Annotated in this window: 22 protein-coding genes; 13 read left to right on the top strand and 9 right to left on the bottom strand. The window is 73.1% G+C overall.

Annotation, left to right across the window (positions count from 1 at the left end; all coding sequences use genetic code 11):
- Positions 1 to 73 precede the first annotated feature (73 nt).
- From J4557_RS09470 to J4557_RS09455, 4 genes are read left to right on the top strand one after another with little or no spacing between them, the layout of a single operon-like run.
- Positions 74 to 1363, top strand: coding sequence for an ABC transporter substrate-binding protein (locus tag J4557_RS09470; protein WP_208266064.1), 1290 nt, complete (start codon positions 74 to 76; stop codon positions 1361 to 1363).
- Positions 1360 to 2343: a carbohydrate ABC transporter permease gene (locus J4557_RS09465; RefSeq protein ID WP_307799583.1), complete on the top strand. Its 984-nt coding sequence runs from the start codon at positions 1360 to 1362 to the stop codon at positions 2341 to 2343. The genes J4557_RS09470 and J4557_RS09465 overlap by 4 nt, the downstream gene beginning before the upstream one ends.
- Complete coding sequence (locus J4557_RS09460; RefSeq protein ID WP_208266063.1) at positions 2340 to 3167, top strand: carbohydrate ABC transporter permease; 828 nt, start codon at positions 2340 to 2342, stop codon at positions 3165 to 3167. The genes J4557_RS09465 and J4557_RS09460 overlap by 4 nt, the downstream gene beginning before the upstream one ends.
- Positions 3164 to 6940 carry a glycosyl hydrolase gene (locus tag J4557_RS09455; RefSeq protein WP_307799581.1) on the top strand — a complete coding sequence of 1259 codons (3777 nt, stop codon included), beginning with the start codon at positions 3164 to 3166 and terminating at the stop codon, positions 6938 to 6940. The genes J4557_RS09460 and J4557_RS09455 overlap by 4 nt, the downstream gene beginning before the upstream one ends.
- On the opposite strand, the gene J4557_RS09450 is transcribed toward J4557_RS09455, so the two are convergent.
- Positions 6888 to 7670, bottom strand: a complete 783-nt coding sequence (locus J4557_RS09450; protein ID WP_208266062.1) for a phytanoyl-CoA dioxygenase family protein — start codon at positions 7668 to 7670, stop codon at positions 6888 to 6890. The two genes, J4557_RS09455 and J4557_RS09450, sit on opposite strands and share 53 nt — an antisense overlap.
- Positions 7671 to 7761: 91 nt before the next feature.
- On the opposite strand from J4557_RS09450, the gene J4557_RS09445 reads away from it, so the two are divergent.
- Positions 7762 to 8616: an AraC family transcriptional regulator gene (locus J4557_RS09445; RefSeq protein WP_208266061.1), complete on the top strand. Its 855-nt coding sequence runs from the start codon at positions 7762 to 7764 to the stop codon at positions 8614 to 8616.
- A gap of 106 nt (positions 8617 to 8722) precedes the next feature.
- Here J4557_RS09445 and J4557_RS09440 read toward each other — a convergent pair whose 3' ends face one another.
- Genes J4557_RS09440 through J4557_RS09430 form a run of 3 tightly spaced genes read right to left on the bottom strand, consistent with a single transcriptional unit; the run spans position 8723 to position 11981 of the window.
- On the bottom strand, positions 8723 to 9754 hold the full coding sequence (locus J4557_RS09440; RefSeq protein WP_208266060.1) for a dipeptidase: 1032 nt from the start codon (positions 9752 to 9754) through the stop codon (positions 8723 to 8725).
- Positions 9755 to 9793: 39 nt separating this feature from the next.
- Entirely contained in the window at positions 9794 to 10741 is a 948-nt protein-coding gene (locus tag J4557_RS09435) for a sigma-70 family RNA polymerase sigma factor (protein WP_307799578.1), read from the bottom strand.
- 10 nt (positions 10742 to 10751) lie between these two features.
- Positions 10752 to 11981: an NAD(P)/FAD-dependent oxidoreductase gene (locus J4557_RS09430; RefSeq protein WP_208266059.1), complete on the bottom strand. Its 1230-nt coding sequence runs from the start codon at positions 11979 to 11981 to the stop codon at positions 10752 to 10754.
- Between the two features lie 204 nt (positions 11982 to 12185).
- On the opposite strand from J4557_RS09430, the gene J4557_RS09425 reads away from it, so the two are divergent.
- Positions 12186 to 13757 (top strand): hypothetical protein, encoded by a 1572-nt coding sequence (locus tag J4557_RS09425; protein WP_208266058.1) that lies wholly within the window; start codon positions 12186 to 12188, stop codon positions 13755 to 13757.
- 152 nt (positions 13758 to 13909) lie between these two features.
- On the top strand, positions 13910 to 14314 hold the full coding sequence (locus tag J4557_RS09420) for a hypothetical protein (protein ID WP_208266057.1): 405 nt from the start codon (positions 13910 to 13912) through the stop codon (positions 14312 to 14314).
- A gap of 73 nt (positions 14315 to 14387) precedes the next feature.
- Here the strand turns inward: J4557_RS09420 and J4557_RS09415 are convergent, their stop codons facing one another.
- Positions 14388 to 15410 (bottom strand): PucR family transcriptional regulator, encoded by a 1023-nt coding sequence (locus tag J4557_RS09415; protein WP_208266056.1) that lies wholly within the window; start codon positions 15408 to 15410, stop codon positions 14388 to 14390.
- Between the two features lie 286 nt (positions 15411 to 15696).
- Here J4557_RS09415 and J4557_RS09410 point away from each other — a divergent pair, with 286 nt between their 5' ends.
- The gene (locus J4557_RS09410; protein ID WP_208266055.1) at positions 15697 to 16161 is read left to right on the top strand and encodes a PucR family transcriptional regulator; all 465 of its coding nucleotides are present in this window, start codon (positions 15697 to 15699) and stop codon (positions 16159 to 16161) included.
- A gap of 159 nt (positions 16162 to 16320) precedes the next feature.
- A complete protein-coding gene (locus J4557_RS09405) occupies positions 16321 to 16818 on the top strand; it encodes a pyridoxamine 5'-phosphate oxidase family protein (RefSeq protein ID WP_208266054.1) in 498 nt (165 codons plus the stop codon).
- Positions 16819 to 16897: 79 nt separating this feature from the next.
- Here the strand turns inward: J4557_RS09405 and J4557_RS09400 are convergent, their stop codons facing one another.
- The 4 genes from J4557_RS09400 to J4557_RS09385 all read right to left on the bottom strand — a co-directional run bounded on the left by J4557_RS09400 (position 16898) and on the right by J4557_RS09385 (position 22138).
- On the bottom strand, positions 16898 to 19789 hold the full coding sequence (locus tag J4557_RS09400) for a hypothetical protein (protein WP_208266053.1): 2892 nt from the start codon (positions 19787 to 19789) through the stop codon (positions 16898 to 16900).
- Positions 19790 to 19910: 121 nt separating this feature from the next.
- Positions 19911 to 20321 (bottom strand): VOC family protein, encoded by a 411-nt coding sequence (locus J4557_RS09395; protein WP_208266052.1) that lies wholly within the window; start codon positions 20319 to 20321, stop codon positions 19911 to 19913.
- On the bottom strand, positions 20239 to 21450 hold the full coding sequence (locus J4557_RS09390) for a sensor histidine kinase (RefSeq protein ID WP_208266051.1): 1212 nt from the start codon (positions 21448 to 21450) through the stop codon (positions 20239 to 20241). The genes J4557_RS09395 and J4557_RS09390 overlap by 83 nt, the downstream gene beginning before the upstream one ends.
- Positions 21443 to 22138, bottom strand: a complete 696-nt coding sequence (locus J4557_RS09385) for a response regulator transcription factor (RefSeq protein ID WP_208266050.1) — start codon at positions 22136 to 22138, stop codon at positions 21443 to 21445. The genes J4557_RS09390 and J4557_RS09385 overlap by 8 nt, the downstream gene beginning before the upstream one ends.
- An 87-nt stretch (positions 22139 to 22225) precedes the next feature.
- On the opposite strand from J4557_RS09385, the gene J4557_RS09380 reads away from it, so the two are divergent.
- The 4 genes from J4557_RS09380 to J4557_RS09365 all read left to right on the top strand — a co-directional run bounded on the left by J4557_RS09380 (position 22226) and on the right by J4557_RS09365 (position 26047).
- On the top strand, positions 22226 to 22900 hold the full coding sequence (locus J4557_RS09380; RefSeq protein ID WP_208266049.1) for a M15 family metallopeptidase: 675 nt from the start codon (positions 22226 to 22228) through the stop codon (positions 22898 to 22900).
- Complete coding sequence (locus J4557_RS09375) at positions 22897 to 24003, top strand: endonuclease/exonuclease/phosphatase family protein (protein WP_307799576.1); 1107 nt, start codon at positions 22897 to 22899, stop codon at positions 24001 to 24003. Before J4557_RS09380 ends, J4557_RS09375 begins: the two co-directional genes overlap by 4 nt.
- Positions 24004 to 24155: 152 nt before the next feature.
- Complete coding sequence (locus J4557_RS09370) at positions 24156 to 24932, top strand: polysaccharide deacetylase family protein (RefSeq protein WP_279576012.1); 777 nt, start codon at positions 24156 to 24158, stop codon at positions 24930 to 24932.
- Positions 24929 to 26047, top strand: a complete 1119-nt coding sequence (locus J4557_RS09365; RefSeq protein ID WP_208266047.1) for a YncE family protein — start codon at positions 24929 to 24931, stop codon at positions 26045 to 26047. The genes J4557_RS09370 and J4557_RS09365 overlap by 4 nt, the downstream gene beginning before the upstream one ends.
- Positions 26048 to 26139 lie beyond the last annotated feature (92 nt).

Below are 26139 nucleotides of genomic sequence, written 5' to 3'. Positions count from 1 at the left end.
CGTCCCCACGTGGGACGGGCATGGCCGGCCGCCGTCACCTCGGCGACCCGCGCCATGAACGCGAGGAGGACAGATGACATCGTCGTTCGACAGGGCGGCCCTCAGCCGCCGCGGTTTCCTGCGGCTGTCGGGCGGAGCGGCCGCGGTGGCCGCTCTGCCGGCGGCCCTCACGGCCTGCGGGGGGTCGTCCGGCGGGTCCGGCGGCACCCTGCGCCTGGTCGGCGTGGCCGACCAGCAGAAGCCGCTCGACCTGCTCACCAAGGCCTACACCAAGGCGAAGTTCAGCACCTCGTTCGCCCCCACCGACCAGGTGGAGACCTCGCTGCGCACCCAGCTGGGCGCGGGCAACGCCCCCGACGTGCACGTGGTCTACCCGGGCAACGGCAGCGCGATGAGCATGGTGCAGATCGCCAAGGCCGGGTTGCTCGCCGACCTGAGCGACCAGGCCTGGACGAAGCGGGTCCCGGCGGGGCTGAAGCCCGCCTTCCAGATGGACGGCAAGACGTTCCTGTACTCGGCCGGATCCAGCGTGATCGGCGCGATCTACAACAAGAAGGTCTTCCAGGAGGCGGGGGTCACCCCGCCGAAGACCTGGAGCGAGTTCCTCCAGGTCTGCGACAAGATCAAGAAGAAGGGCAAGGTCCCGATCGCGCTCGGCGCGCAGACCCAGTGGGTCACGCAGCTGATCACCTACGCGCTCGTGCCGTCCACCGTGTACGCCAAGAACCCGCAGTTCGACAGCCAGATGAAGGCGGGGACGGCGACGTTCGCGAACTCCGGCTGGGTGCAGGCGCTCGACATGTACCTGGAGCTGCAGAAGCGGGGCTTCTTCAACGACAACCCCAACGGCACCACGTTCGAGCAGCAGACGTCCATGGTCGCCACCGGCAAGGCCGCCATGGCGATCCAGGTCTCCGCGGTCCTGCCCGACTTCCGCAAGGCCGCGCCGAGCCCCGACGACCTGTCGATGTTCCCGGTGCCGGGCGCCGACGACGCCTCCCAGGTGTGGATCCCCGCCGGGGTCGTCGTGGGGCTCGGCGTCAGCGCCCGCAGCAAGAACCGCGACGCCGCCAAGGCGTTCATCGACTTCCTCGGCCGCCAGGAGAACATCAACCGCTGGGCCGAGTCCGTCGCCTGCGTCCCGCTCGTCCGGGACGCCGGCTCCAAGATCGACCCGGTGCTGACGCCGTTCCTGCCGTACATGGACGGCAACAAGGCCGTCCCCTTCATGGACCAGGCCTGGCCCAACGCCGAGGTGCAGCCCGCCCACTTCGCGATGGTGCAGGAGCTGCTCGCCGGCAAGACGACGGTCGCCAAGGGACTGGCCAAGCTGGACGAGACCTACCGGAAGAAGCAGCCGTGACCTCGTCCCCTCAGCGCGCACCGGCCGCTCCGGCGGCCGGTGCGCCGGCCGCCGGAGCACCGAAGGCGCGCGGTGCCCGGCGGCCGCCCCGCGGCCGCCGGCGGCGAGGCGGCTTCCTGGCGCCGCCCTGGTGGTTCGCGGCGCCCGCCCTGCTCGTGTACGTGCTGGTCGTGCTGTATCCGAGCGCCAGCGGGATCGTCTACGCCTTCACCGACTGGAACGGCATCGGTGACCGGTCCTTCAACGGCATCGACAACTTCCGGCGGCTGCTGCAGGACGACGCCGCCCGCGGATCGCTGGTCAACACGCTGCTGCTGACCGTCGCGATCGTCGTCGTCCAGAACGGCATCGGGCTGCTGCTCGCGCTCGGGGTGCACACCCGCATCAGATCGCGCGCGGTGCTGCGGGTCGTGTTCTTCGCGCCCGCCGTCGTCAGCCCCGTGATGGTGGCGTTCCTGTGGAAGTACGTCTACAACCCGGCGCCGGACGCGGGGCTCAACGCGATCCTCGGCGGGCTCGGTCTCGGGTCGCTGCGCCAGGACTGGCTGGGCGACCCGTCGCTGGCGCTGTGGTCGGTGGCGGGGATGGTCATCTGGCAGTTCGCCGGCTACTCGATGGTCATCTTCCTGGCCGGGCTGGAGGGCGTGCCCGCGGAACTGCACGAGGCCGCGATGATCGACGGCGCCGGGCGGTTCCAGCGGTTCCGCAGCGTGACCTGGCCGCTGCTGGCCCCCGCGGTCACGATCAACGTGATGCTGTCGACCATCGGCGGGCTGAAGCTGTTCGACCAGGTCTACGCGGCCACGAGCGGCGGCCCCGGCCACTCCAGCGAGACGCTCTCGACCGTCCTGTACAAGCAGGCGTTCGTGTTCGGCAACTACGGCTACAGTACGGCGATCGCGCTGGTCCTGGCGCTGTTCGTCGCCGCGGTCTCGCTGATCCAGATCTACTACCTGCGCAGCCGGGAGGTGGCGGCATGAGCCTGCGGTACGGATTCCGCACCTTCCTGCTGGAAGTGCTGATGATCGCCGTCGCGCTGGCGTTCCTGTTCCCGGTGTACGCGCTCATCACGCTGTCGCTGAAGGACAAGCAGCAGATCGCCTCGGCGCCGCTGTCCCCGCCGACGTCGCCGACGTTCGAGAACTTCTCCGGCGCCTGGTCGCGGGCCTCGCTCGGGTCGGCGCTGCTGAACAGCACGGTGATCACGGTGGTCAGCCTGGTGGCGCTCATCGCCATCGGGTCGTTCGCCGCCTACTTCCTGGCCCGCTGCGCCACCCGGATGGGGTTCGTGCTGTACGTGCTGTTCCTGCTCGGCATCGTGCTGCCGTTCCAGCTCGGCATGATCCCGCTGTTCAAGCTGGCCGACTCGGCGGGCCTGCTCGGCACCTACCAGGGGATGATCATCTTCTACACCGGCATCCAGCTGCCGTTCACGATCTTCCTCTACACCGGGTTCATCCGGGCGCTGCCGGGCGACTACGCCAACGCCGCGCTGATCGACGGCGCCGGCCATCTCCAGGCGTTCACCCGGGTGGTGTTCCCGCTACTGCGGCCGATCACCGGCACCGTGCTGATCCTCAACGCCGTGTTCGTCTGGAACGACTTCTTCACGCCGCTGCTCTACCTCGGCGGGTCGGCGCGGGAGACCGTCCCGGTGCGGATCTTCGCGTTCGTGGGGCAGTACGTGTCGGACTACGGCCTGGTCTTCGCCGGCCTGGTGCTCGCCGCGCTGCCGATCATCGTGGTCTTCCTGCTGCTGCAGCGGTACGTGATCAAGGGCTTCGCCAGCGGGCTGAAGGGGTGAGCGCGGCCGCGATCCCGCCCCGGCTGCGGGCGGCCCTGGACGCGCCGCCGTCCGCGTACTCGCCGGCGCCCATCTGGTGGTGGAGCGGCGAGCGGCTGGACCGGCGGCGCCTCCGCGACCAGCTCGAACGGTTCGCCGAGGGCGGCGTCCACAACCTGGTGGTGCTGAACCTGGCGCCCTCGGGGCCGATGTTCGGCTCGGACGCCGACGACCCGCCGTTCTTCTCCGACGCCTGGTGGGACCTGCTGGACGCGGTGTGCGAGGACGCCGCCGGGCTGGGGGTGTCGCTCTGGTTCTACGACCAGCTCGGCTTCTCCGGCGCCGACCTGCAGGCCCGGCTGGTGCGCGACGTCCCCGCCTACGCGGGCCGATGGCTGGAACCGTCCGGGACGGCGGGCGTGCGGGGCTTCGACTACCTGTCGGCCGAAGCGTGCGAGGTGCTGCTCGACCGCGTGCACGGCGAGTTCGCGCGGCGGCTCGGCCACCGGCTCGGCAACGTGATCGTCGGGTCGTTCCAGGACGAGCTGCCCTCGCTGCCGACCTGGTCGCGGACGTTCGCCGACGAGTTCGCGCGGCGCCGGGGCTACGACCTGACCCCGCACCTCGGGGCGCTGTGGGCGAGCGCGGGGAGCGGGGCGAGCGGGCGGGACGCGTTCCGGATCTGCCGCGACTACCACCTCACCCGCGCGGAACTGGCCGAGGACGCGTTCTTCCGGCCGCTCGCCGAGTGGCACCAGGCGCACGGCCTGCTGCACGGGTGCGACCAGCAGGATCCGGCACGGGCCGGGCTCCCGGTGGACGGCGTCAGGATCTACGCCGACTACGCGCGCACGCACCGCTGGTTCGGCGCCCCCGGTTCGGACCACCACGGCGACGCCCGCATCCACGCGTCGCTGGCGCACCTGTACGGCCGCGGCCGGACCTGGATCGAGGCGTTCCACTCCAGCGGCTGGGGCGGGACGCTGGAGGAGACCTTCGACTGGCTGCTTCCCTGGCTGCGGTCGGGCGCCACCCTCTACAACCCGCACGCCGTCTACTACACGACCAAGGCGGGCTGGTGGGAATGGGCGCCGCCGTCCACCGACTGGCGCCAGCCCTACTGGAGGCACCACCGGGTGTTCGCCGACGCGGTCACCCGGCTGTGCGCCGCGCTGTCGCTGGGAAGGCACGTCTGCGACGTCGCGGTGCTGTTCCCGACCGCCACCGCGCAGGCCGGGACGCGCCTCGACGGCGTCGACCCGGACGCCGTCCGCGCCCAGGACGCCTACCGCGCCCTGGTCGGCGACATGGCGTGGTTCCGGATGGTCCCCGGCGTGCTCGACCGGCTGGGAATCGACGCCGACGTCGTGGACGACGACTCGGTGCAGCGGGCCGACGTCACGGGAGGACGGCTGGACGTCGCGGACGAGTCGTACGGCACCGTCGTCCTGCCCGCGTGCACCGTGCTCGAAGGGGAGACCGCGCGCAGGCTCGCCGCGTTCGCCGAGGCCGGCGGGCGCGTCGTCGCGGTGGGTCCGCCGCCGCGGCACGGCGTCGGCGACCCGGACGCCGACGCGGCGGTGGCGAGGCTCCGCGCCTTGGCGGAGGTCGTGCCGGACGCCGACGGCATCGGGGCGGCCCTTGCGGCCGACCGCCGCGTGGACGCACCGGTCCCCGCCCTCGTCCGCGAGGTCGACGGCGCCACCGTGGTCTTCGTGACCGCCGCTCCGTCCATGGCCAGCCGCGTGTCGGTCGAGCGTCCCGGCGAGCGCGGCGCCGACCTCGGCTGGCTCGACGTGACCTACGACTTCGACCCGGACCGCTACCTGCGCGACATGCGGGTGCGGGTGCGCGGTGTCCGCGGCCCGGCGTTCCTGGCCGGCCCGTTCGGGGGGCCGCCGCGCCCGCTGGAGGTCCGGGCGGTCGACGCGACCTGGTCGGAGGTGGTCGTGCCGTTCGACGACGCTCCCGCCGCACTGCTCGTCTTCCCCGGCGGCGAGGACGCCGCGGACGGCGCGGACCGGAAGGGGGCCGCCCCCGCCGAAGAGCGGCAGGCGGCTGCGGTCCTGGACCTCGGTACCTCCTGGACGATGGAGGCGGTGCCCACCCTCGACAACTCCTGGGGCGACTTCGCCCGCCCCGCCGGCCGGGACGTCCCGATCGAGAGCTGGAGCTTCCTGCACCAGGTGGAGGGTGAGACGGACTGGGCCGAGGCGCACGCCACGTTCGGCCCGCACGGCGTCTGGGCACTGGAGTCCGAGGGCTCGTGGCGCCCGGCCGTGTACTCCGACTCGCGCGGCATCCGCAAGGACGCCGTGCACCGCGACTTCCTCGGGCCGAAGGGGCACGTGCCGGAGGAGTTCCTCGACTTCGGTGAGGTCCCGGCCGGGGAGGCGGTGCTCTTCTGTGCGCGGGTGACCGTGCCGGCGGACGGCGGCTTCGTGGCGGTCGGCGCGCCGGCGGCCAAGACGCTGCTGGTCGACGGGGCCGAGGTCCCGCTCGACGACCGAGGGCACCTGGCGATCGCCACGGCCCCCGTCGCGGGTGGCGAGCGCGAGGTCGAGGTCCGGTTCGTCCCGGACGAGGAGGTGCGGCTGCGCGCCCACCTCGCCGTGATCACCGATCCCGGCCGCTATCGGCGACCGGAGTGGATCACGGTGGCCGGGCCAGGGAGGCCGGGTGCGCGGATCACGCTCACCGCCCCCCGCAGGGACGCGGCGGCCACCTCCGGCCCGTCGGTCCTCCAGGTGGCCTCGGCCGCCCCCTGCCGGATCCTCGTCGACGGCGAGGAGGTCGGCCGCCAGGGCGGGTTCGACCCGTACGCCGAGCACGCGGTGCCCCGCGTCGGCCGCTACGAGGTGACCGGCGGCGAGGTGACGCTGGTCCTCACGGAGAGCGGGGCGCCTCCGGCCGTGATGGTGGACGGCGCGGTGGTCTCCGGCGCCGGGTGGACGGCCGCGCGCGACGGGGAGCCGGTGCCCGTCCTGCCGAACCGCCGCCAGTACGGCGACCCGGCCTCGCTGCACCTGCGGCGGCGCCCCCATCCGCTGCCCGGTGCGGCCTGGCTCGATGACACGGTGGAGAGCGGCGACGTGCTGCCCGCGCGGTTCGCCGTTCCGGGCGTCGGTCCGCGCGTCGAGCGGCTCCGCGTCACCGTGCCGCCGGGCGCCACCCGGATGGGCGCCGACGTGCGCGGTGAACTGCTGGAGGTGCTCCTGGACGGCGAGCGGCTGGAACCGGGCCCGGAGATGCGGCTGCCTCCCCGGCCCGGCCCCGGCGGGGCTCCGCTCCGGGCGCCCGGCCGGAGGACGGCGGAGCTGCGGATCCGGACCGTCCCCGGGCACCAGGCCGGCGCCGCGCTCGCCGGGCCCGTGCGGTTCGCCCTGGGCTCCGGAACGATCGAGCTGGGCGACTGGGAGGACGCGGGGCTGGCCGGCTACAGCGGGGCGGTCCGCTACCGCCGCCGCGTCGACCTGCCCTCCGCCCCGGCCCCGGCGACGGCGGCGCTCGACCTCGGACGGGTGCGCGGCACCGCCGAGGTCACGGTCAACGGCGTGCACGCGGGCGTGCGGATCTGCGCCCCGTACCGCTTCGACCTCGGCGCCGCCCTCCGGGAGGGCCCGAACGAGATCGAGATCCTGGTCTGCGGCACGCTCGCGCCCTACCTCGACGAGGTGAGCCCGACCCACTTCGTCTTCCCCGGTCAGCGGGTCTCCGGCCTGTTCGGTCCGGTGCGCCTGCTCATGCCCACGGACGGGGGAACCTCTCGCCGTTCAGCCGATCCCCCGCCGTGAGGCCGAGGCCGTCGGTCACGGGGTGCGCGCCGCCGCTGAAGGCGGTCTCCGCGTCCATGTAGATGGTGACGTGCGCGAGCCGGGCCGTCCCCGTGCGGTTCGGCAGCGCCATGTGCCCCGTGTAACCGCTGTGGAAGGTGCAGTCGCCGGCCCGCAGGGGGAGGGTGACGCGGGGCGCCCACCGCAGCGCCGGCTCCGCCGCGAACAGGTCCTCCGCATCGTGCAGGTCCTGCGGGCGGAGACCGGCGTGATGCTGGGTGCCGGGCAGGAACGTCATGCAGCCCCGCTCCGGCGGGACGTCGACCAGCGCGATCCAGGCGGAGAGCGGCAGGCGGTCGCCCCGGTGCGGCCAGTACGGGCGGTCCTGATGGAATTCCGTGGCGGTGTCGCTGTGCGGCTCCTTCACCAGCATCTGGTCGTGCCACAGCCGCAGCGGGAATCCGGCGAGCTGCTCGGCGATCCTGCCGAGACGCCGGTCCAGGGTGAGATCCCGCAGCGTCCGGTCGCGCCTCCACACGTCGACCAGTTGGCTGAAGGTGCCGCGTGTCTCCAGGCTCTCCGCGCGATGCGCCTCCAGGTAGTTCTCGGCGCCGGCCCTGAACCGCTCGATCTGGGGCGGGTCGAGGACGCCTCGGACTCGGACGAAACCGTACTCGCGATACGCCTCCACCAGATCTTGCGAGACTCGGCCGTCGGCTCCGACATCGGTGCTCGCCTGCTCGTTCACCATGAGGACTCCGTTCGTCGGGATGTGCCAAGCCTCGCCGGGGCACGCGGTCGAGGGCTAGGCCGATCCCGGCGATAGGTCGTACGATCACGACATGCTCGCCACCCTGCACGAGCAGGCGCTGTTCGTCGACGGTCCGGTCTGGGGCGGCGTCCACCACCTGAGCGCCGGCGTCGAACCGCACACGCACGACTTCCTCGAGATCGCGGTCATCGGCCCCGGCGGCGGCCGGCACGTCACCAGCCACGGTGAGCGTCCGCTGCGGCACGGCGACGCGATCGTGCTGCGGCCGGGCGCGTGGCACGCCTTCGGCGACTGCGCCGACCTCACCGTCGCGAACTGCTGCCTGTCCGCCGGCGCGCTGCGGGCCGAGCTGTACCAGCTGCCGATGCTGCGCCGTCTGCTGTGGACCGACCCGGTGTCCCACGGCGCTCGCGGTGTGGCGGTCCGGTCCCTCGCCCCCTCGGACGCCGACGAGGCCATCGCGCAGATCAGCCTGCTCGAAGGGGACCTGGCGGCGGGCCGCCGCCGGCCCGGCCGGGCGGTCGGCCGCCTGATGACCGTGCTGGGGATCCTGGCCGACGGCGCCGAGCCCGACCACGCGACGCTGGAACCGGCCGTCCATCCCGCGGTGGCCGCGACGATCGCGCGGCTCGAAGCGGCGCCCGCGGAGCCGTGGCGGCTGGCCGACCTCGCGCGGGCCGTCAACCTGGACCCCGCCTATCTCGGCCGGCTGTTCGCGCAGTGCACCGGCTCGACCCCGATGGGATTCCTGGCCCGGCTGAGAGCCGAGCGGGCGGCGGCGCTGCTGGTGAACTCGGTCCTGCCCGCCGCCCGGGTCGGTGCCGCCGTCGGCTGGGACGACCCGACGTACTTCGCCCGGCGCTTCAGGACCCTCGTCGGACTGACCCCCACCGAATACAGGAGACGCAACAAAGCCGCGCAGTAGCGGCGACGGCCGACTGCGCCGCCGTCGCCTTCGAGCAGGTGGACTCGGCACCGGCCTGCGGCACGTGTCCGGCTCACGCCGACCGACGGAACGTCCGGTGAGCGGGTCAGGCGAGGTGGGTGGTGAGCAGCCGGTGGAGGTTGCCGCCGAGGATCTTGCGGATGTCGGGCTCGGGGAGGCCCCGGGCGAGGAGTTCGTCGGTGAGCAGGGGCAGGCCCGAGGGGCCGGCCAGGCCGGGGAGCGTGGCCATGACGTCGAAGCCGGCGTTCGTCGCGGGGTCCTCGCAGCAGGGCGGCGTGAGGTCGGCGTAGACCTCGTGGACGAAGTCGGGGCCGAGGCCGACGTGGTCGATGCCCGCGACCGACGCGACGTGCTCGATGTGGTCGGCCAGGCGGGCGATGGTGTACCCGGACGGATCGGCGGCCAGGAAGCCGGGCAGGAAGTTCACGCAGACCACGCCGCCGGACGCCGTGACGCCCCGGATCTGGTCGTCGGTCAGGTTGCGGTGGTGGTCGCGCAGGGCGCGGGCGCTGGAATGGGTGGCGATCAGCGGCCGGGACGCCAGTTCCAGCACGTGCTCGACCCCGGTGGCGCCCAGGTGGGAGATGTCCAGCAGGATGCCGAGCCGTTCCATCTCGGCGACGGCCTGGACGCCGGTTGCGGTCAGGCGGCTCGCGGTGGCGTCCTCGCCGCTGCCGTCGGCGAGCGGGGTGCGCCCCCAGTGCGCCATCGACGCGACCCGCACACCGAGCCGATGCACGGTTGCGAGGAGTTCGATGTCGGCGTCCAGGCCGGGCATGCTCTCCAGCGCCAAGACCAGCGCGATCCTCCCCTCGGCCAGCGCCGCGTCGATCTGCGGCCCGTCGAGGCAGAGCCGGACGTCCTCCGGGTTCCCCTCGGCGATGACGTGGGCGCACTCGATCATCCGGAGCGTCTCGCGCAGCGCCCCCTCGGGCCTGAACCGGCTGTCGATGAACACGGGGAGCACCTGCAGGTCGACTCCACCGGCGCGCAGCTGGGGCAGCCACCGCTCCCTGAAGAACGACGCCCACCGCGCGGGCGGACGGGCCACGACCGCCATCAGCAGGTCGTTGTGCGCGTCGGCCACCACCGCGCTCTCGTGCAAGTCAGCAGGCATGATCGGCACTGTAACCCAGCACATCCGAGAATCGCCGGGTCACCACCGGCCGATGAGCGGCCTGTCCGGCCCGCGCCGCCAGGCTTCGGTGAGGCGGACGAGGCGGTCGGGGGCGGCGATGCCGCGCACGGTCGCGATCCTGCCGCCCGCGAGGTCGAACGTCACGGAGCCGATGACCTGGTCGCCGACCACGAAGAGGAGCGCGGGGCCGCCGTTGACCAGTGCGTAGTGGACGGCGGGCGAGCCGCCGGCGAACCGCCGCTTCGCGTCGGTGGGAGTGAAGCCGGCCCGTGCGACGGCGGCGATGCGTCGCGGGGTGTCGTGCCGCAGAAGCCTCCCGGTCAGGCCCGCGCCGTCGGAGATCGCGGTCGCGTCGTCGGTGAGCAGCGCCACCAGCCGTTCGGTGCGGCCCGAGGAGGCGGCGGCGAAGAACTCCTCGACGACCCTGCGGGCGTCCGCCGGGTCGACCTCGCAGCCGCGGCGCGCGGCGGTGAGGCGCCGCCGGGCCCGGTGGAGGTGCTGCTGGCTCGCGGACTCGGTGATGTCGAGGATCTCCGCGATCTCGGCGTGGCCGTGGGAGAACGCCTCGCGCAGGACGTAGACGGCCCGCTCGGGGGGCGACAGGCGCTCCATCAGCGTCAGCACGGCCAGGGAGACCGATTCGCGCTGCTCGAACGTGTCGGCCGGGCCGAGCATCGGGTCGCCGTCGAGGAGCGGTTCGGGCAGCCGGTCGCCGGCGCTGCCTTCGCGGCGGGCTCGCGCCGAGCGGAGCCGGTCGAGGCAGAGGTGGGTGACGACCTTGGTCAGCCATGCCTCCGGCACCCTGATCCGCTGCCGGTCCGCCGCCTGCCAGTGCAGGAACGCGTCCTGCACGGCGTCCTCGGCGTCGGCGGCGGAGCCCAGCAGGCGGTAGGCCAGCGCGGCCAGCCGGTTCCGGCTGGCCTCGAACCGGCCGGTGTCGAAGCGATCCGCGCTCGTGCCGTCCACGCCGGCCACCCTATGAGGCGACAACGCGACCTCCTTCTCCGCGGGCGGCCGCCTCGCCGGCGGTCGTGCCCGGCGCGGCGGCCGAGCGGTGCCTGCGCCTGGGCACGCCGAAGGTCGGGTGCGAGGTGGCCCACAGCGACATCGTGAGGATGCCCGCCTTGATCCCCGCGGCCTTCCGGCCGCCGATGTACCTCGGTTTCGCCCGCCCTTCGTCGTCGACCGGCTGGAGGATCCCGTCCCGCCGTCCGAGGCTGATGTGGTTGTAGGTGTGGACCAGCCTGGTCTTCGCGATCTCGCGCCCGGTCAGGCGGCCCACGATCGCCTCGACGGCCTGCCGGCCGGTGTGGCCGGCCGAGGCGCAGGACATCGGAAGCGGCCGGCCGTTGTCGCCGATGGCGTGGGCGCTGTCACCGACGGCGTAGACGCTCGGATGCGAGACCGACCGCATGGTGCGATCGACGACGATCTGGCCGTTCTCGGCGACCTCCAGCCCGCCGGCGGCGGCGATGGGGCCGACCGCGAACCCGGCCGTCCACACGGTCGCGTCCGACGCCAGGGCGGTGCCGTCGGCGCACAGGACCCGCGTCGCTTCGACGGCGTCGACGGCGGTGTGCTCCAGGACGGTGATGCGCAGCCGGTCGCAGGCCCGGCGCAGGTGGTCGCGGGCTCCGGCGGAGAGCCGGGCGCCCAGCTCGCCACGGGCGATCAGCGCCACCGGCAGAGCGGGGCGGGATTCGGCGATCTCGGTGGCGGTCTCGATGCCGGTCGGCCCGTCGCCGACGACCAGCACGCGCCCGCCTCCGTCCCGCCTGCCGAGGCCGTCCAGGCGCTCGCGCAGCCGCAGCGCCGAGGGCCTGGCGGCGACGTCGAAGGCGTGCTCGGCCGCGCCCGGGACGGTGTGATCGGCGCCGCGGCTGCCGAGCGCGTACAAGAGCGTGTCGTAGCCCACCTCGCCCCCGCCGCCGGCGTCGGCGACGGTGACGACCCGGCGCTCGGGGTCGACGGCGGTCACACGGGCGACGCGCAGCCGTATCCCCGTGCCCGCGAACACGTCGGCGAGCTTCGGTGCCTCGATCTGGCGTCCCGCCGCCAGCCGATGCAGCCGCAGCCGCTGGACGAAGTCCGGCACGGCGTTGACCACGGTGATCTCGGTGTCGGCCGGGGACAGCCGGCGGGCGAGGGTCCCGGCCGCGTAGGCCCCGGCATAGCCGGCGCCGAGGACGACGATGCGGTGCTTCATGTGAGGATCCCGTCGGTTCGCTTGCTCTCGGGACCTGAGCGGGGCGGCGGCCCGATTCCTGACAGGAACCGCATGTGGCGTGGGTCACGCGCCGCACCGGCGCGCCGCACCGAAGCCGTGTGAGGGGGCGGCGAGTTCCGGGAGTTCATCCGCCGGCCATCGGGACGACGCGTGGATCTCGGTAGGAGCTGGCACATTCTCGCCATGTCTGCGGGTCTCAGCGCCGCCGCCGAGCGCGCGGCGCCATCAGCCTCGGCGGGTCGCCGCCGCGCGGGTCCGGCATGGCTGCTGCCGGGCGGCCTCGTGCTCGCCTGGCTCGTGGTCCTGCTGACCCATCTGCGCACTCCCGTGCCGTCCGACCAGCTCAATTACATGGAAGCCGCGGCGCGGTTCCCGGAGCCGGTCGAGGTCACCACGGAGATGCACCAGGTGACGCGGTTCGGCCTGATCATTCCCGCTCGCCTGGCCATCGCCGTGTTCGGGTACTCGCAGGCCGCCTACGCGACCGTGCCGGTGCTCGCCACGCTGACGCTGCTCCTCGGCACGTTCGCGCTGGGCACGGTGCTGTTCGCCCGGCCGGTGGGGGCCGCCGGCGCCCTGGTCGTGGTCGCGGCGACCCCGGTCTTCGCCGACTCCACGGACCTGCTTCCCGACGTCCTCGCGGCCGGGCTCTTCACCTGTGCGGCGGCTCTGGCGGTGTCCGCCGCCCAGCGGCCGGACCCGCCCGGCAGGGCGCTGCTGCTCACGGTGGGGGCGCTGCTCGGCTGGTCCTACCTGGCCCGCGAGTTCGTGGTCTTCATGTGGCCGGTGGTCCTGGTGGTGCTGTACCGCAGGGCGCGCGTGGCCGGAATGGTCTGGGTGCTGGTCCCCATCGTGGCGATCGGGGCCGCCGAACTCCTGCTGTGCTGGCGGCTCTACGGCGACCCGCTGGCGCGGGTGCTGGCGATCACCGGGCACGGGAAGAGGGCTTCGGCGCCCGACATCGCGTCGACCTACCGTGACAAGCCGCGGATGCTGTACGTCCTGCGGCTGCCCAAGACCTTGCGGACGTATCCGGACGGCGGGCTTCTCGTCGCGCTGCTCGGCCTGACACTGCTGGGAGGGCTGCTGCGTCCGCGCCGGATGGCGGTCCCCATCGCCGGCTGCGCGCTGCTGTGGGTGCCGCTCACCCTGCTCGGCGGCGTGCTCGACCCCAGCGCCCCCAAGCTGCGGTTGCAGCTGATCCGGTACTGGTTCCCCATCTTTCCCGAGTTCGTGCTGGGCGGGCTCGGGCTGCTCTGGCTCGGGGCGGTGTCCCTGGCCGGCCGGTTCCCGGAAGGCGCCCGGCCGCGGCGCTTCCTGCCGGCCGCGCTGGTGCTGACCGTCGCCCTGGTCACCTGCGGCGCCGCCGCCCGCTCCTGGTGGCAGGCGCCCTCGACCCGGGCGGGCGGCGGCACCCAGATGGAGTCGCTGCGGTCCTGGATGCGTGATCACGACAGCCCCGGCGCCCGGGTGTGGGCGGACCCCCGCACCGGCAAGGTGCTCCGGGTCTACCAGGACGGCGCCTGGGGCGGGCGGGCCTGGTCGACCCGGATCCGCGCCGTCCGCCCGGGGTCCGAAGGGCCGCGGCGGGGGGACCTCCTCGTGCTGTACGACACCGACGGCGGACGGCTGTGCCAGGTCTGCCAGAAGGCCGCCCAGCCCATGCTGAGCGATCCGACCTGGACGGGCCCCCGCTGGCAGCAGGTCTATGGCACCCGCGACCATGTCATCCGCGTGTACCGCCTCGCGCGATGAGCGGCGGGGCAGGACGAGCCGGTCGACCACCGGCGCCCCGGCGCACCCCCGGGAGATCATCCAGTGATCATCTGGAGTTCGCCCGGGCGTCGTCGTCCACGAAGGACGATCTTGACTGCTCCGGCACGCCGCCGGAGCGGAAGGAGACCAGCGTGATGCGCAAGGCCGCCCTCGCCCTCATCACCTCCGCCGCCGCGGTCGGCGCCGCCGGCGTCGCCCTGGCCGGCCCCGCCTCGGCCGCGACCTCGCCGGCCGCCGTCTGCGGTTCCGGCTACTCGGTCATCGACCACAAGGCTCTGACCGGCTCGACCGTCTACCTGCTGTGGAACGGCTCATCCGGCCGCAACTGCGTGGTGACGGTGAAGACCACGTCCGTGGGCACCAAGACGCGCACGGGCGCCTACCTGTACGTCCAGGGAAGCAGCCCGATCGACGACACCGACAGCTACGCCTACTACGCCGGTCCCGTCTCCGCGCCCGCCGTCGGCAAGTGCGTCCAGTGGGGCGGCGGCACCAACAACCAGTTCTGGTACAGCGGCTGGACGCACTGCACCTGACCTTCGGGGAGTCCCGCGGGCCCGGACCGAGCGATCGGTCCGGGCCTTCCCGCGTCCCGGAGCGGACGCGGCGCTAGACCAGGGCGCGGGCGGTCATCGCGGCATCGAGCAGGCGGACGCCCTGCGGGGCGGACAGATCGAGACCGGTGAGCTTCGCGATCCTGCCCAGGCGGTAGTCGAGGGTGTTGCGGTGGATCCGCAGTTCGGCCGAGGTCCGGCTGCGGTTGTGGCCGTGCCGGACGAACGAGCGGGCCGTCTCCATCAGGACGGGGTTCGCGGCGAGGGGGTCCAGCTTGGCGGCGAGGCGGCTCAGCGCCCGGCCTGGCCTGGTGAGCTGGTACTCGAGCAGGACGTCGTCCAGCCGGTAGAGGCCGGGCGGCAGGTGGAGGCGGCGGGCCAGGTCGGCGACCTCCTCCGCCTCGCCGAGCGCCTCGGGCACGGCGTCCAGCGTGCCCGCCTCGGCGGCCGCCGCGGTGACGGCACGGGCGGTCGCCTCGCCGATCCGGGCGAGGAGCGCGGGCAGCCGCTCGAACGCGTCCGGCGCGGCGGGGAGCAGCGCCGTCCCCCCGTCGGCGGTGAGGGCGGCCAGCACGTCGGCCTGCTGGTGGGCGTCCAGCACCGACTGGACGCGGCGGATCGTGCTGCGGGCGCCGGCCTCGCCGGGCGCGAGCCGCAGCAGGACGACGAGGTAGCCGGACGCGAGCGCCACGCCCGACTGCTCGGCCAGCTCGGCGGCGGGTTCGCCGGACAGCAGCGCGGAGATCAGATCGCGGCGCAGGTCGCGGCGTTGCCCCTCGATCTGCTGGTGCTCGTGGAGGTGGGCCAGGGCGACGGCGGGCAGGACGCTCGCGAGGTAGCGGAGGGTGTGGACGGCATAGCGCCGCATCTCGGGCGCGTCGGCCTCGCCGGACAGCAGCTCGAACTCGGTCATCGAGGCGACCAGGTAGGCGGCGATGGCCGCGTCCAGCGGCAGCCCGTCCGCGGCGCGCCGTGCCGACCAGTCGATGATCTCGGTGAGCTCCGCGGTGTCCGGGGTGCGCTCCTCGCGGAGGGTCCTGACGATCAGCCGGGTGGTCGCGGTGAACGCGCGGTGCACCTCGCCGTCGAGCAGGTCCCGGGGAGCGCCCGGTAGAACGGGATCTCGGCGGCGCAGCGGTCGACGGCCGCGCGGGTGAGCTCGGCCAACCGCGCCGTCTGGGGTCCTCGATTCGGGACATCGCCCAATTCTTCCACCTCAGAATTGCCGCTGATGCGCACAGACAGGGGTCCTGGGACCTGGCAGTTTGTGCATTTGCCACCCCCAAGGCCGTCTCGCCGGTCCGCGGCCGCAAGGCGCCCGTGACCGCGCCGACCGCCGACCCGTTCCCGGGAGAGGAGACCGCTTGTCATCACCGGCACCGCTCCCCGCGGCCGAGGCACCCCTCGTCCCGGCCTCCGGCACGACCCTCGGAGGCCGGGACGACCTGATCATGGCACGCGGCGGCGTCATCGAGGCGCCGTCACCGATCACGGCTGCCGACCACATCCCCGTGGCGATGCTCGACCGGTCGCCGGAACTGGCGTCCCTGCTCGTCGACCGGAAACTCCGCCCGCTCCTGCGCTCACCGCGCGTCCAGGCGCGCGAGAAGCTGGCCGAGACGTTCCTGGCCTGTATCGAGAGCGACTACAGCGCGACCGAGGTCGCCGCCCGGATGCACGTGCACGCCCAGACCGTGCGCTACCGCCTGCGCCAGCTCGAGGCCCTGTTCGGCGACGACCTGCACGACCCGGCCCAGCGCCTGGAATTCCACCTCGCCCTGCGCGCCTGGATCGCGCCGCACGTCGACGACGACCGTGAACGCTCCTGAAATGCAGGATGCGCGTGGTGCCAACCCGTCCCCGCCGCTTCCGGAAAAAGTCCCGAGGATTCGTCGCCGCGGATGTCGAGGAGGGAGGACCGGTTCCGTCCCAGGGGTACGAGCGACCGAGAACGGCCCGACGACGGCCCGACGACAGGAGCGACCACCATGGAGCAGCACGAGATCGACGAGATCCTCAGCCGTCCGCTCAGCCAGGAGCTGCTGGCACGCGACCTGACCCGGCTGGCCTATGTCGCCAAGGACGGCACGCCCCGCAACGTACCGATCGCGTTCACCTGGAACGGCTCGGAGATCGTCATGTGCACCACCAAGAACGCCCCGAAGCTGCGGTCCCTGCGCCATCGGCCCGAGGTCGCGCTGACGATCGACACCGAGGTCCACCCGCCGAAGATCCTGCTCATCCGGGGGCGCGCCGAGCTGGACGTCGTCGACGGCATCCCGGAGGAGTATCTCCAGATGAACGGCAGCTACGAGATGACGCCGGAGCAGCGCGTCGAGTGGGAGGCCGAGGTCCGCTCGCTCTACGACGGCATGGTCCGGGTCGTCGTCACGCCGACCTGGGTGAAGCTCATCGACTTCGAGAACACCCTGCCGTCGGCGGTCGAGGAGCTGGTGCGGCAGCGGGCCGAACGCGAGCACGCCTGAGATCGACGCGGCCGGACCGACGAGCACGCGGCCGAGCCGGTCGCCGGGCCGTCGCGGCGCGCCGCCGCGCGATGATCGGCTACACGACGTTCGGGGGCCTGCCGTGGGTTCGCCACCAGGTGGCCGCCGCCTCCGTGGTGAGACCGGTGGTCCAGAGGTCGGCCGGGTCGTCGGGCAGCAGGCGTTCCCGCAGCGCGTCCCGCAGGGGGAAGGGGAGTGCCGCGCCGGTCGTGGGGATGTCGTCGCCCAGGACCTCGGCGGGGAACGCGCAGACCGCGACGGCGTCGGCCAGGCCGAATCCCGCGCGTTCGGCCAGGTCGCGAACGGTGTCGGTGGCATCGATCGGCGCGGGGCCGCGTTCGGTCAGCAGCCGGAGGAGCCGGACGACGCGATCGGCGTTGCCCCAGCAGGGGACGGGGGCCCGAGACGCCTGCCAGCCGGGCGGCTCGATGGGGGCGAACGTGCCGGCGGGCGCGTACTCCACGGCCGTCGCGGTCCGGTCGTGCCGCTGGTAGCCCGTGATCAGCAGGGCGCCGTTCGGGGTACGCCAGAGCTGCCCGGGGGCCGTCCTCTCCAGTTTCCTGTCGACCATCTGGCGCTCGGCGTTGGACCCCTCCTCGCCGTCCGAAGGAGTGAGGCGAAGGACCCGGCAGGCTCCGGTGCCGTCGCCGATCGGGGCGTTGGCCCAGAGGCGGAGGACGTCGAGGACGCCTTCGCGTTGCGAACCGGAGGTCCACGGCAGGACGGCCGGGAGCGCGCGACCCGCCAGGGCGTCCGGCTCGACCACATGACCGCCGGCCGGCAGGGAGACCGTCTGGACGAGGTAGGGCTTGTCGGCCGCGGGCTCGGCGGCCGCCGACTCCAGAGCGCGGGCCGCAAGCCGTTGGCGCACGAGCCACCTCGTCCGCACCGTGGTGCGCGCGAAGGGGAGTCCGGGGTCCGGTGAGACGAGGGCGGGCAGTGACGGAGGCTGGGGACGCCCGACCCGGTCGCGGAGCTCGATGGCCAGGACGAGGCACTCGGCGGCGGTACGCGCGGCATCGAGGACGCCCTCGCGCAGGGCCGGCGCGGTCACCTCGGGCAGCACGGCCTCCAGCGCGTCGGCGGCAGCGGGCGGCCCGGCCAGCGTCGCCTCCAGCAGGCGCGCCGCACCCTCGCGATCGAGACGGCGCAGCGCCGCCGACCCGTCCGGGTCCACCGGGTCGCGCCGCGGCCACCAGCCGGGCGGCGGCACGAGCCCGCCCTTCGTGCCCATGACGGGCGAGAAGAGCAGCCGGGCCGTCCGGGTGCCGTCGGGAGCGGTGACGGTGATCGCACCCCGGCTCAACCGGACCTCGCTCGGCCCGGTGGCGCCTGGGAACCTCACCTCGGCGGCTCCCGGTGCCTGGGGGCGCGCGGTGGCGGCGGAGGGGTCCAGGGTGAGCGCGACGGTCGGGCCCGTCCGCCCCTCGACCCGGAACGTCTGCCAGAGACCGCCCTCGATCCGCGACAGCAGGCCGCTCCTGCCGTCGTACCAGGGCAGCAGCCCATCGGGCAGCTGGGGAAGCGCCAGCGACAGGGCGTCGTCACCGGTGACGGACGCGTGGCCGTGCCAGGACCGTTCCGCGATGGTGAGGTATCCGAGGTGCTGGACGATCGTCCGCGCCGCCTTCGGAGACTTGTGCGGCGTCCCGTCGCCGGGCACGGCCAATTCGGCGGGAATGCCGCCGCGCAGGGCCGCCAGCAGGGCGTCCGCGGGGTCGGCGGGTTCGAGCCCTTCGGCGACGCCCGGCTCCAGGGCGAGGAGACCGCCGCGGCCGGTGAGCCGCACCAGCCGGTGCAGGGCGCCGTGCAGGAAGGGCAGGTCCGGGCTGCCCGCGTCGGCCTTCCAGCCGTCGACGGCTTCGCTCAGCACCTCGCGGGTCTCCGGCAGGTCCCAGAGCGCCCTCACCGTGGCCGCGTAGTCGACGTTGCCGAAATACCCCAGATCGCGGACGAACGCGTCCAGCAGACCGGCGAAACGCGCGCGTCCTTCCGGCCCGGACGCCACCTCCGTGGCCTGGTGCGCCGCGTCGAATCCCCGTTCCCACCAGCGGGGCGAGTCGCTGTTCATCTCTCCCGTCGGGACGATGTGCCGGTGGTCGGGAGGCGGAAGCGCCGGGTCCGTCTCCTCGCCGTACACCACCTCGGCGTTCGGGAAGAGCCGGTCGCCCGCCTGGTCGACGAGCTCCAGCAGGACGGGGGCCGCGCAACCGCGTCCCGCGGTGGCGAACCACTGCGCCGGCAGGTGCGCCCCCGCCCCGCTCGCGGCCAAGGACTCCAGCCACATCTGCCGGATCTCCTCGGCGACCTCCTCGCCGCCGTCCTCCTCGTGCCGGGCGCGGTCGGGCTCGGCGGCGATCAGCAGCTTCATCAGGTCGTCGTCGCGTCGGGCCACCTCGGCGAGCGGCTCGCGGGCGGCCGCCCAGACCTGGTGGGACGCGATGGGCATGAGCCCGGCGCGCAGCAGCCGCTCGGCCAGGAACGCCTCCTCGTCGCGCTTCTTGATCTTCGCGGCGCGGGCCAGTCCGCGCAGGTCGGGAAAGATCCGGGCGTACGGGATGAGCCCGGCGTCGAATCCCGCGCAGATCACCTCACGGAAGCGGGCGTGCGCCTCCTCCGCCGGCAAGTGCTCGGCGAGCGTCCTGGCGTGGTCGCGCAGCGCGGCGGGTCCGACGCCGCCCGCGGGCACCAGTTCGAGGAAGACGTCCTGCACCCGGGCGAGGTCGAGAAGCGCGGGATGGTCCTTCTCGATCTTGCGGGCCTGCCCGAACGCCCAGAACGCGAGCTCGCTCTCACCGGCCCGAGCGAGCTCCCGGCAGGCCTGCTCGAAGAACGGCGCCAGCTCGGCGGCGGGCAGCGGGCTCGCGGCCTTGGTCAGCATCCTCTTGGCGCCCTTGGGTCCGGCGGCGGCGAGGTCCGCCGGTGCGGGCATCTGCGGGAATCGGGTCATTCCGTACTTCGTCCCTCATCATCCGAACGAACCGTGAACCACTGCGACGGCCCGCCCGCATGATCGGTTCCGCCCGCCCGCCCGACCGCCCGCCGGGGACCGGCGCTCGCGGGCTGATCGGTCAGGACGTCGCCTGCCCGAGCGCCAGGAGGTTGCCCTCGCTGTCGCGGAAGAACGCGCCGCGCTCGCCGCGTCCCTTGCTGGGATAGTTGCCGGGGACGGTCACGATCTCGCCCTCGACCTTGAAGCCGGGAACATCGACCTCCTCGAACTCCACGCCACGGGCCCGCAGCTCGGCGACGACCCGGTCGAGGTCGTCCACCTCGAAGCCCATCTGCGTCGCGGTGCCGGAGGCGTTCCCGGACGACAGGAACAGATGGAACTCCGTCCGCCCGCACAGGTAGCGGAGCCCGCCCTCACGCTCCTCGACGGCCTCGAGGCCGAGGCGGTCACGGTAGAAGCGCCGGGCACGGTCCAGATCCCGGCAGGGGATCTTGGTGACGACATGCGCGGAGTCGAGCGGTCCGGCCATGGCGTGCCTCCTCATCGAGACCACTGATGGTGTGCGCGGTGATCGCGGGCAGTTCCACGGTGACGCGGATCCCGCCGGCGGGGCGCGGCGTGAGGGTGAGGGTCCCGCCGTGCGCCTCGGTGATCGTCTTGACGATGGCCAGGCCGAGCCCGACGCCCGCGTGGTCGGTGTGCATGCGTTCGGTGCCGCGCTGGAAGGGCTCGGTGAGGGTCGAGACCAGCTGCGGGGCGAGCTTCTCGCCGGTGTTCTCGACCGTGAGCACCACCGTCCGGGCGCGGGCGCTGGTGGTGATCCACACGGTGCCCTGGTCAGGCAGGTTGTGGACGATCGCGTTCTGCACGAGGTTCATGGTCAGCTGGAGCAGGAGCGCCTGCGATCCGACGGTGGGGGCGACGTCGCCGCAGGTCTCGATGCCGATGCCGCGCTTCTCGGCGAGGGGGAGGAGCGTCTCGGTGGCCTCTTCCGCTATGAGGGACAGGTCGACGTCCTCCCGGGTGAAGGACCGCTGGTTCGCGCGGCTGAGGAGGAGCAGCGCCTCGGTGAGGTCGATCGCCCGTGCGTTCACGGCGTGGAGGCGGTCGATGACCTCGCGGGCGTCCCGGTCCGGATCGGTGCGGGCCACGTCGAGCAGTGCCTTCGAGATCGCCAGCGGGGTCCGCAGTTCGTGCGAGGCGTTGGCCGCGAACCTCCGCTGTTCGGCCACGTGCGCCTCGAGCCGTGCCAGCATCGTGTCGAAGGCGTCGGCGAGCTCGCGGAACTCGTCCTGGCGGCCCGGCAGCCGGATCCGGTGCGAGAGCGATCCGGTCGAGGCCAGCCGGGCGGCGTCCGCGACGCGGGTCAGCGGGGCGAGCATCCGGCCGGCCAGGAGCCACCCTCCCGCGAGCCCGAACACCAGCAGGAACGCCATGACCGCCGCCGCCCTCGGAGCGAAGACGCGCAGGAGGTTGGACCGGATGGGAAAGACACCGTTGTCGGAGGTGCCGGAGGCCACGAGGAGCGCACGGTCGGGGACGTAGCGCAGGAGGAACACCCACACGGCGGCGAGCAGCAGGGCTCCCGCGAGCATGAGGAACGCCGCGTAGCTGAGGGTGAGTTTGAGACGGACGCTCAGCCCGGGTGCTCTATCCATGGTCCCCTCCCTCGTTTCCGGCCTCCGCTTGCGTGTCGATGCGGTAGCCGACGCCCGGCACGGTCGCGATGATCCATGGCTCGCCGAGCCGTTTGCGCAGTGCCGAGACGGTGATCCGCACCGCGTTGGTGAACGGGTCGGCGTTCTCGTCCCACGCCCGCTCCAGGAGCTCCTCGGCGCTGACGACGCCCCCTTCGGCGGCGACGAGGACGTCGAGCACGGCGAACTGCTTCCTGGTCAGCGCGACGTAGCGGCCGTCCCGGTAGACCTCGCGGCGGAACGGGTCGAGCCGCAGACCCGCGATCTCCCGCACCGGTGGCCTGCTGTAGGCCCGTCTGCGGTCGAGCGCCCTCAGGCGGAGCACGAGCTCCTGCAGCTCGAACGGCTTGGTGAGGTAGTCGTCGGCGCCGAGCTCGAACCCCGAGGCCTTGTCGTCGAGGCGGTCGGCGGCGGTGAGCATGATGATCGGCATGCCGCTGCCGGAGGCGACGATGCGTTCGGCGATCTCGTCACCGGACGGTCCGGGGACGTCGCGGTCGAGGACGGCGATGTCGTAGGCGTTGATCCCCAGCAGCCCCAGAGCGGTGTCGCCGTCCCCCGCGATGTCCGCCGCGATCGCCTCCAGGCGCAGGCCATCGCGGATGGCTTCTGCCATGTAGGGCTCGTCCTCGAGGATCAGCACACGCATGCTCACGATGCTACGAACCGCCGCGTATCGTCGGCATATCGAAAACCGCATACACGCCGGCAACACCGGCCTGCGTTGACTTGCGGCATGACCGCGAACCCGCCATCCGCACGAGGAGCGACCCGCCGGATTCGCCGGCTCCTTGTCATCGGCCTGATCGTCGTCATCGCGGCGATCGCCGCGACCCTCGGCCACCGGGCGCGGGACTCCTCGTCCTCCTCGCCCTCGTCGAGGCCGTCCTCACCGGCACCGCCCTCGTCCTCCGCGCGGGCCTCGAAGGCTCCTCGCAGTGCGCACCATGGTGCCCTCGGTAAGGCCGACGGCCTCGTCCCCGACGGCGTGACGGTCTTCGACGACGGGATTCCGGCCGTGGCCAACCTCCGTCCGGCCCTGCTCGAAGCCCTCCGCAGGGCCGCGACGGACGCCGCGCACGACGGCGTCACGTTCTACGTCAACAGCGGCTGGCGCTCCCCGGGGTACCAAGATCAGCTTCTTCGCCAGGCGATCGCCCGGTACGGGTCGGAGGACGCGGCCTCCCGCTGGGTGGCCACCGCCGCGACGTCCCTCCACGTGTCGGGAGACGCGGTCGACCTCGGCCGTTCCGACGCGACGGCGTGGCTTTCCCGGCACGGTGCCGGATACGGGCTGTGCCAGATCTACCGCAACGAACCCTGGCACTACGAACTGCGCACCAGCGCGATCGATCGTGGCTGCCCCCACATGTACGCCGACCCCACCCAAGACCCGAGGATGAAGCAGTGACCGACAGCGAACGAGGACGGACGATGGCGCAGGTCGACGCGGCGGAGACCGACCAGGGCGGCGCCGGCGCCCCTGACACCGGCTCCGGTGCCCGGCGCGACGGCGTCCGCCGGGCGATCCGCGCCGCCTCCCGGCCGGAGCCGTGGAGGCGCGGCCCGGTCCTCGCGGCACTGGCGCTGCTGCTCGGCCTGGTCATGCTGCTGCACGCGGAGATCCCCAACCGGATCGGGAACCTCGGCAGCCTGGTGGAGACGGTCCTGCCGTGGCTCGGCCTGTTCGTCCCGGTGCTGCTGGCCCTGGCGCTGTGGCGCCGCTCGGCCTCCGCGACGATCGCGCTGCTGGTGCCGGTCGCGGCGTGGCTCACCCTCTTCGGCGGCATGCTCGGCGACAAGTCCCATCCGGGCGGCGACCTCACCGTGGCCAGCCAGAACGTCGGCGCCGACAACCCCGATCCCGCCGGCACCGCCCGCGACCTGGCCGCCACCGGCGCGAAGGTGCTGGCGCTTGAAGAGCTGACCGCGCAGGCCAAGGGGATCTACGAGAAGGAACTGGCGCAGGCGTATCCGTACCACACGGTGCAGGGCACGGTCGGGTTGTGGAGCAAGCTGCCGCTGTCGGACATCCGGCCGGTCGAGATCGAGACGGACTACGGCCCCCTGGCGGCCACCAAGCCGGCCCGGGTCAAGCTGGCCTACAACCGGGCGCTGCGCGCAACGGTGACGACGGACCACGGGCCGCTGGCGGTCTACGTCGCCCACCTGGGGTCCGCACGCGTGAATCCCAGGGCGGGCTTCTGGACGGTCTCGCGGGACAGGAACGCGCAGGCGCTGGGCAAGGCCATCGCCGCCGAGCCGAACCGGCGGGTGGTGCTGCTCGGCGACCTGAACGGCACCACCGACGACCGCGCCTTCGACGCCCTCACCTCGCGGATGCGCTCGGTCCAGGACGTGGCCGGGGACGGCTTCGGCTTCAGCTGGCCGGCGGAGTTCCCGATGGTGCGGATCGATCAGATCCTGGTCAGGGGCATGAAACCGGAGAACTCGCGGGTCCTGCCCGCGACCGGCAGCGACCACCGGCCGGTGGCGGCCGGGATCGACTGGTGACCACCGCGCCACCGGCCGGCCCCTGCCCCCGCCGCACCGGCCTCCGCACCTGGGAAGGCGTTGGCCGTCGAGGCGGCGAGGGGTGGGGGATTTCGCCAACTCTTGCCGGATCTCGCCGAAACGGTTGACCTTGGTGCGGTGCAGCCGAACCTATGCTACACATCGTGACAATTCAGAGACGTACCGTGTTGGCGGGGGCGGCCGGGCTGGCCGGCGCGGGGCTCTGCGCCGCATGCGGCGCAGGTTCCTCCCCGCGCGGCGCGGACACGAGACGCAGTACCGGCGGTTCCGCGAGTGCCTCCGCCGCGGCGCGGCCCGTCCGGTCCCGGCCGGACGAGGTCGTCCATGGGGCACGGACCGCCCGCGCTGTGGCCTTGACGTTCCACGGGTCCGGCGACCCGGCGCTGGCCCAGCGACTCCTGCGGGAGGTGAACGCGGCGGGTGCGCACATCACCGTCATGGCGGTCGGGCGGTGGCTGGACGAGGAGCCGCGCATGGCGCGGTCGTTCCTTGACGGCGGCCATGAACTGGGCAACCACACGCAGAACCACCGCGACATCGACGCGATGCCCGCGGCGGCCTCGTACGCCGAGATCGCCCAGTGCGCCGAGCGGCTGCGGAAACTGACCGGTACGCCGGGCGCCTGGTTCCGGCCGTCGCAGGCGCGGCACGCGTCGCCGCGGGTGCGTGCCCAGGCGGCGGCGCTGGGATATCGGGGCTGCCTGTCCTGGGACGTGGACTCGCTGGACTTCACCGATCCCGGCGCCTCGGCCATCACCCGCAGAGTTCTCGGCGAGGCGCGCGGCGGCTCGGTGGTGAGCATGCACCTCGGGCACGCCGGGACCGTCGAGGCGCTGCCGTCCATCCTGGACGGCCTGCGCGGGCGTGGCCTGCGTCCCGTCACCGTTTCGGAGCTGGTGGGGACATGAAGCGCCGATGGGTGATCGTGGCCGCCGCAGGGATGCTGGCCGCGGCATGCTCCTCCGAGGGCCCCGCCGGCGGCGCGCGCGAACAGGCGCCCGAGAAGGCCGTCGCCGAGATGAAGTCGCCCGTGGACCTGTACGAGCACGACCGGCCCGGCCTGCTGAGCCCGGCGGTGCGCGGCCTGCCGGCGCGGGTGTACGTCCCCGACTCCGAGGGCGACGACGTGATCGTGCTGGACCAGAAGACGTTCAAGCAGATCGGACGGTTCAAGGTCGGCCGCAAGCCGCAGCACGTCGTCCCGTCCTGGGACCTGAAGACGCTCTGGGTCAACGACAACGACTCCAACGACCTCGTCCCGATCGACCCGCGCACCGGGACGCCGGGCAAGCCCGTCCAGGTCGACGACCCCTACAACATGTACTTCACCCCGGACGGCCGCTTCGCGATCGTCATGGCGGAGCGGCTCCAGCGCATCGACTTCCGGGACGCCCACACGATGCAGGTGCGCAAGCGCGTGAACGTGCCGTGCACCGGCCCCAACCACGCCGACTTCTCGGCGTCGGGGGACTTCTTCCTCACCGCCTGCGAGTTCTCCGGCGACGTCCTGCGCCTCGACACCCGGCGGCAGCGGGTCACGGGCGTCGTCAAACTGGCGGACCACGCGATGCCGCAGGACGTGAAGACGTCCCCGGACGGGAAGACCTTCTACATCGCCGACATGGCCTCGAACGGCGTCTGGACGATCGACGCCGCGACCTTCCGCAAGACCGGCTTCATCCCGACCGGCAAGGGCGCCCACGGCCTGTACGTGAGCCGCGACTCGACGACCCTCTACGTCACCAACCGCGGCGAGGGCACCATCTCGCTCATCTCGTTCAAGACCGGCCGGGTCGTACGCCGCTGGCGGCTGCCCGGCGGCGGCTCACCGGACATGGGCGGGATCTCGGCGGACGGGAAGGTGCTGTGGCTCTCGGGCCGCTACAACTCCGAGGTCTACGCGATCTCCACTTCCACCGGCCGGCTGATCCGCCGCGTCCGCGTCGGCGACGGACCCCACGGCCTGTGCGTGTATCCCCAGCCGGGCCGCTACTCCCTCGGCCACACCGGCGTCTTCCGCTGAACACGGCACCCGGTGCGGAAATCCGCGCCCCTAATGGCGGGGATGTGCACCAGGTGCGTTTTCAGGATCGTCTCGCCCGGGAACGGCCGGCT

Source organism: Actinomadura nitritigenes, assembly GCF_017573545.1.
Taxonomy (GTDB): Bacteria; Actinomycetota; Actinomycetes; order Streptosporangiales; family Streptosporangiaceae; genus Spirillospora; species Spirillospora nitritigenes.
Note: the sequence above shows the minus strand (reverse complement) of the source record. Positions and strands in the feature narration are given on the sequence as shown.

Excerpts from the sequence above, each read along its gene's own strand:
- J4557_RS09460 (WP_208266063.1), top strand. The coding sequence starts at position 2,340 with ATGAGCCTGCGGTACGGATTCCGCACCTTCCTGCTGGAAGTGCTGATG.
- J4557_RS09390 (WP_208266051.1), bottom strand. The coding sequence starts at position 21,450 with ATGGATAGAGCACCCGGGCTGAGCGTCCGTCTCAAACTCACCCTCAGC.
- J4557_RS09450 (WP_208266062.1), bottom strand. The coding sequence starts at position 7,670 with ATGGTGAACGAGCAGGCGAGCACCGATGTCGGAGCCGACGGCCGAGTC.
- J4557_RS09405 (WP_208266054.1), top strand. The coding sequence starts at position 16,321 with ATGGAGCAGCACGAGATCGACGAGATCCTCAGCCGTCCGCTCAGCCAG.
- J4557_RS09395 (WP_208266052.1), bottom strand. The coding sequence starts at position 20,321 with ATGGCCGGACCGCTCGACTCCGCGCATGTCGTCACCAAGATCCCCTGC.
- J4557_RS09400 (WP_208266053.1), bottom strand. The coding sequence starts at position 19,789 with ATGACCCGATTCCCGCAGATGCCCGCACCGGCGGACCTCGCCGCCGCC.
- J4557_RS09445 (WP_208266061.1), top strand. The coding sequence starts at position 7,762 with ATGCTCGCCACCCTGCACGAGCAGGCGCTGTTCGTCGACGGTCCGGTC.
- J4557_RS09380 (WP_208266049.1), top strand. The coding sequence starts at position 22,226 with ATGACCGCGAACCCGCCATCCGCACGAGGAGCGACCCGCCGGATTCGC.
- J4557_RS09470 (WP_208266064.1), top strand. The coding sequence starts at position 74 with ATGACATCGTCGTTCGACAGGGCGGCCCTCAGCCGCCGCGGTTTCCTG.
- J4557_RS09430 (WP_208266059.1), bottom strand. The coding sequence starts at position 11,981 with ATGAAGCACCGCATCGTCGTCCTCGGCGCCGGCTATGCCGGGGCCTAC.
- J4557_RS09440 (WP_208266060.1), bottom strand. The coding sequence starts at position 9,754 with ATGCCTGCTGACTTGCACGAGAGCGCGGTGGTGGCCGACGCGCACAAC.
- J4557_RS09370 (WP_279576012.1), top strand. The coding sequence starts at position 24,156 with ATGCTACACATCGTGACAATTCAGAGACGTACCGTGTTGGCGGGGGCG.
- J4557_RS09425 (WP_208266058.1), top strand. The coding sequence starts at position 12,186 with ATGTCTGCGGGTCTCAGCGCCGCCGCCGAGCGCGCGGCGCCATCAGCC.
- J4557_RS09365 (WP_208266047.1), top strand. The coding sequence starts at position 24,929 with ATGAAGCGCCGATGGGTGATCGTGGCCGCCGCAGGGATGCTGGCCGCG.
- J4557_RS09385 (WP_208266050.1), bottom strand. The coding sequence starts at position 22,138 with ATGCGTGTGCTGATCCTCGAGGACGAGCCCTACATGGCAGAAGCCATC.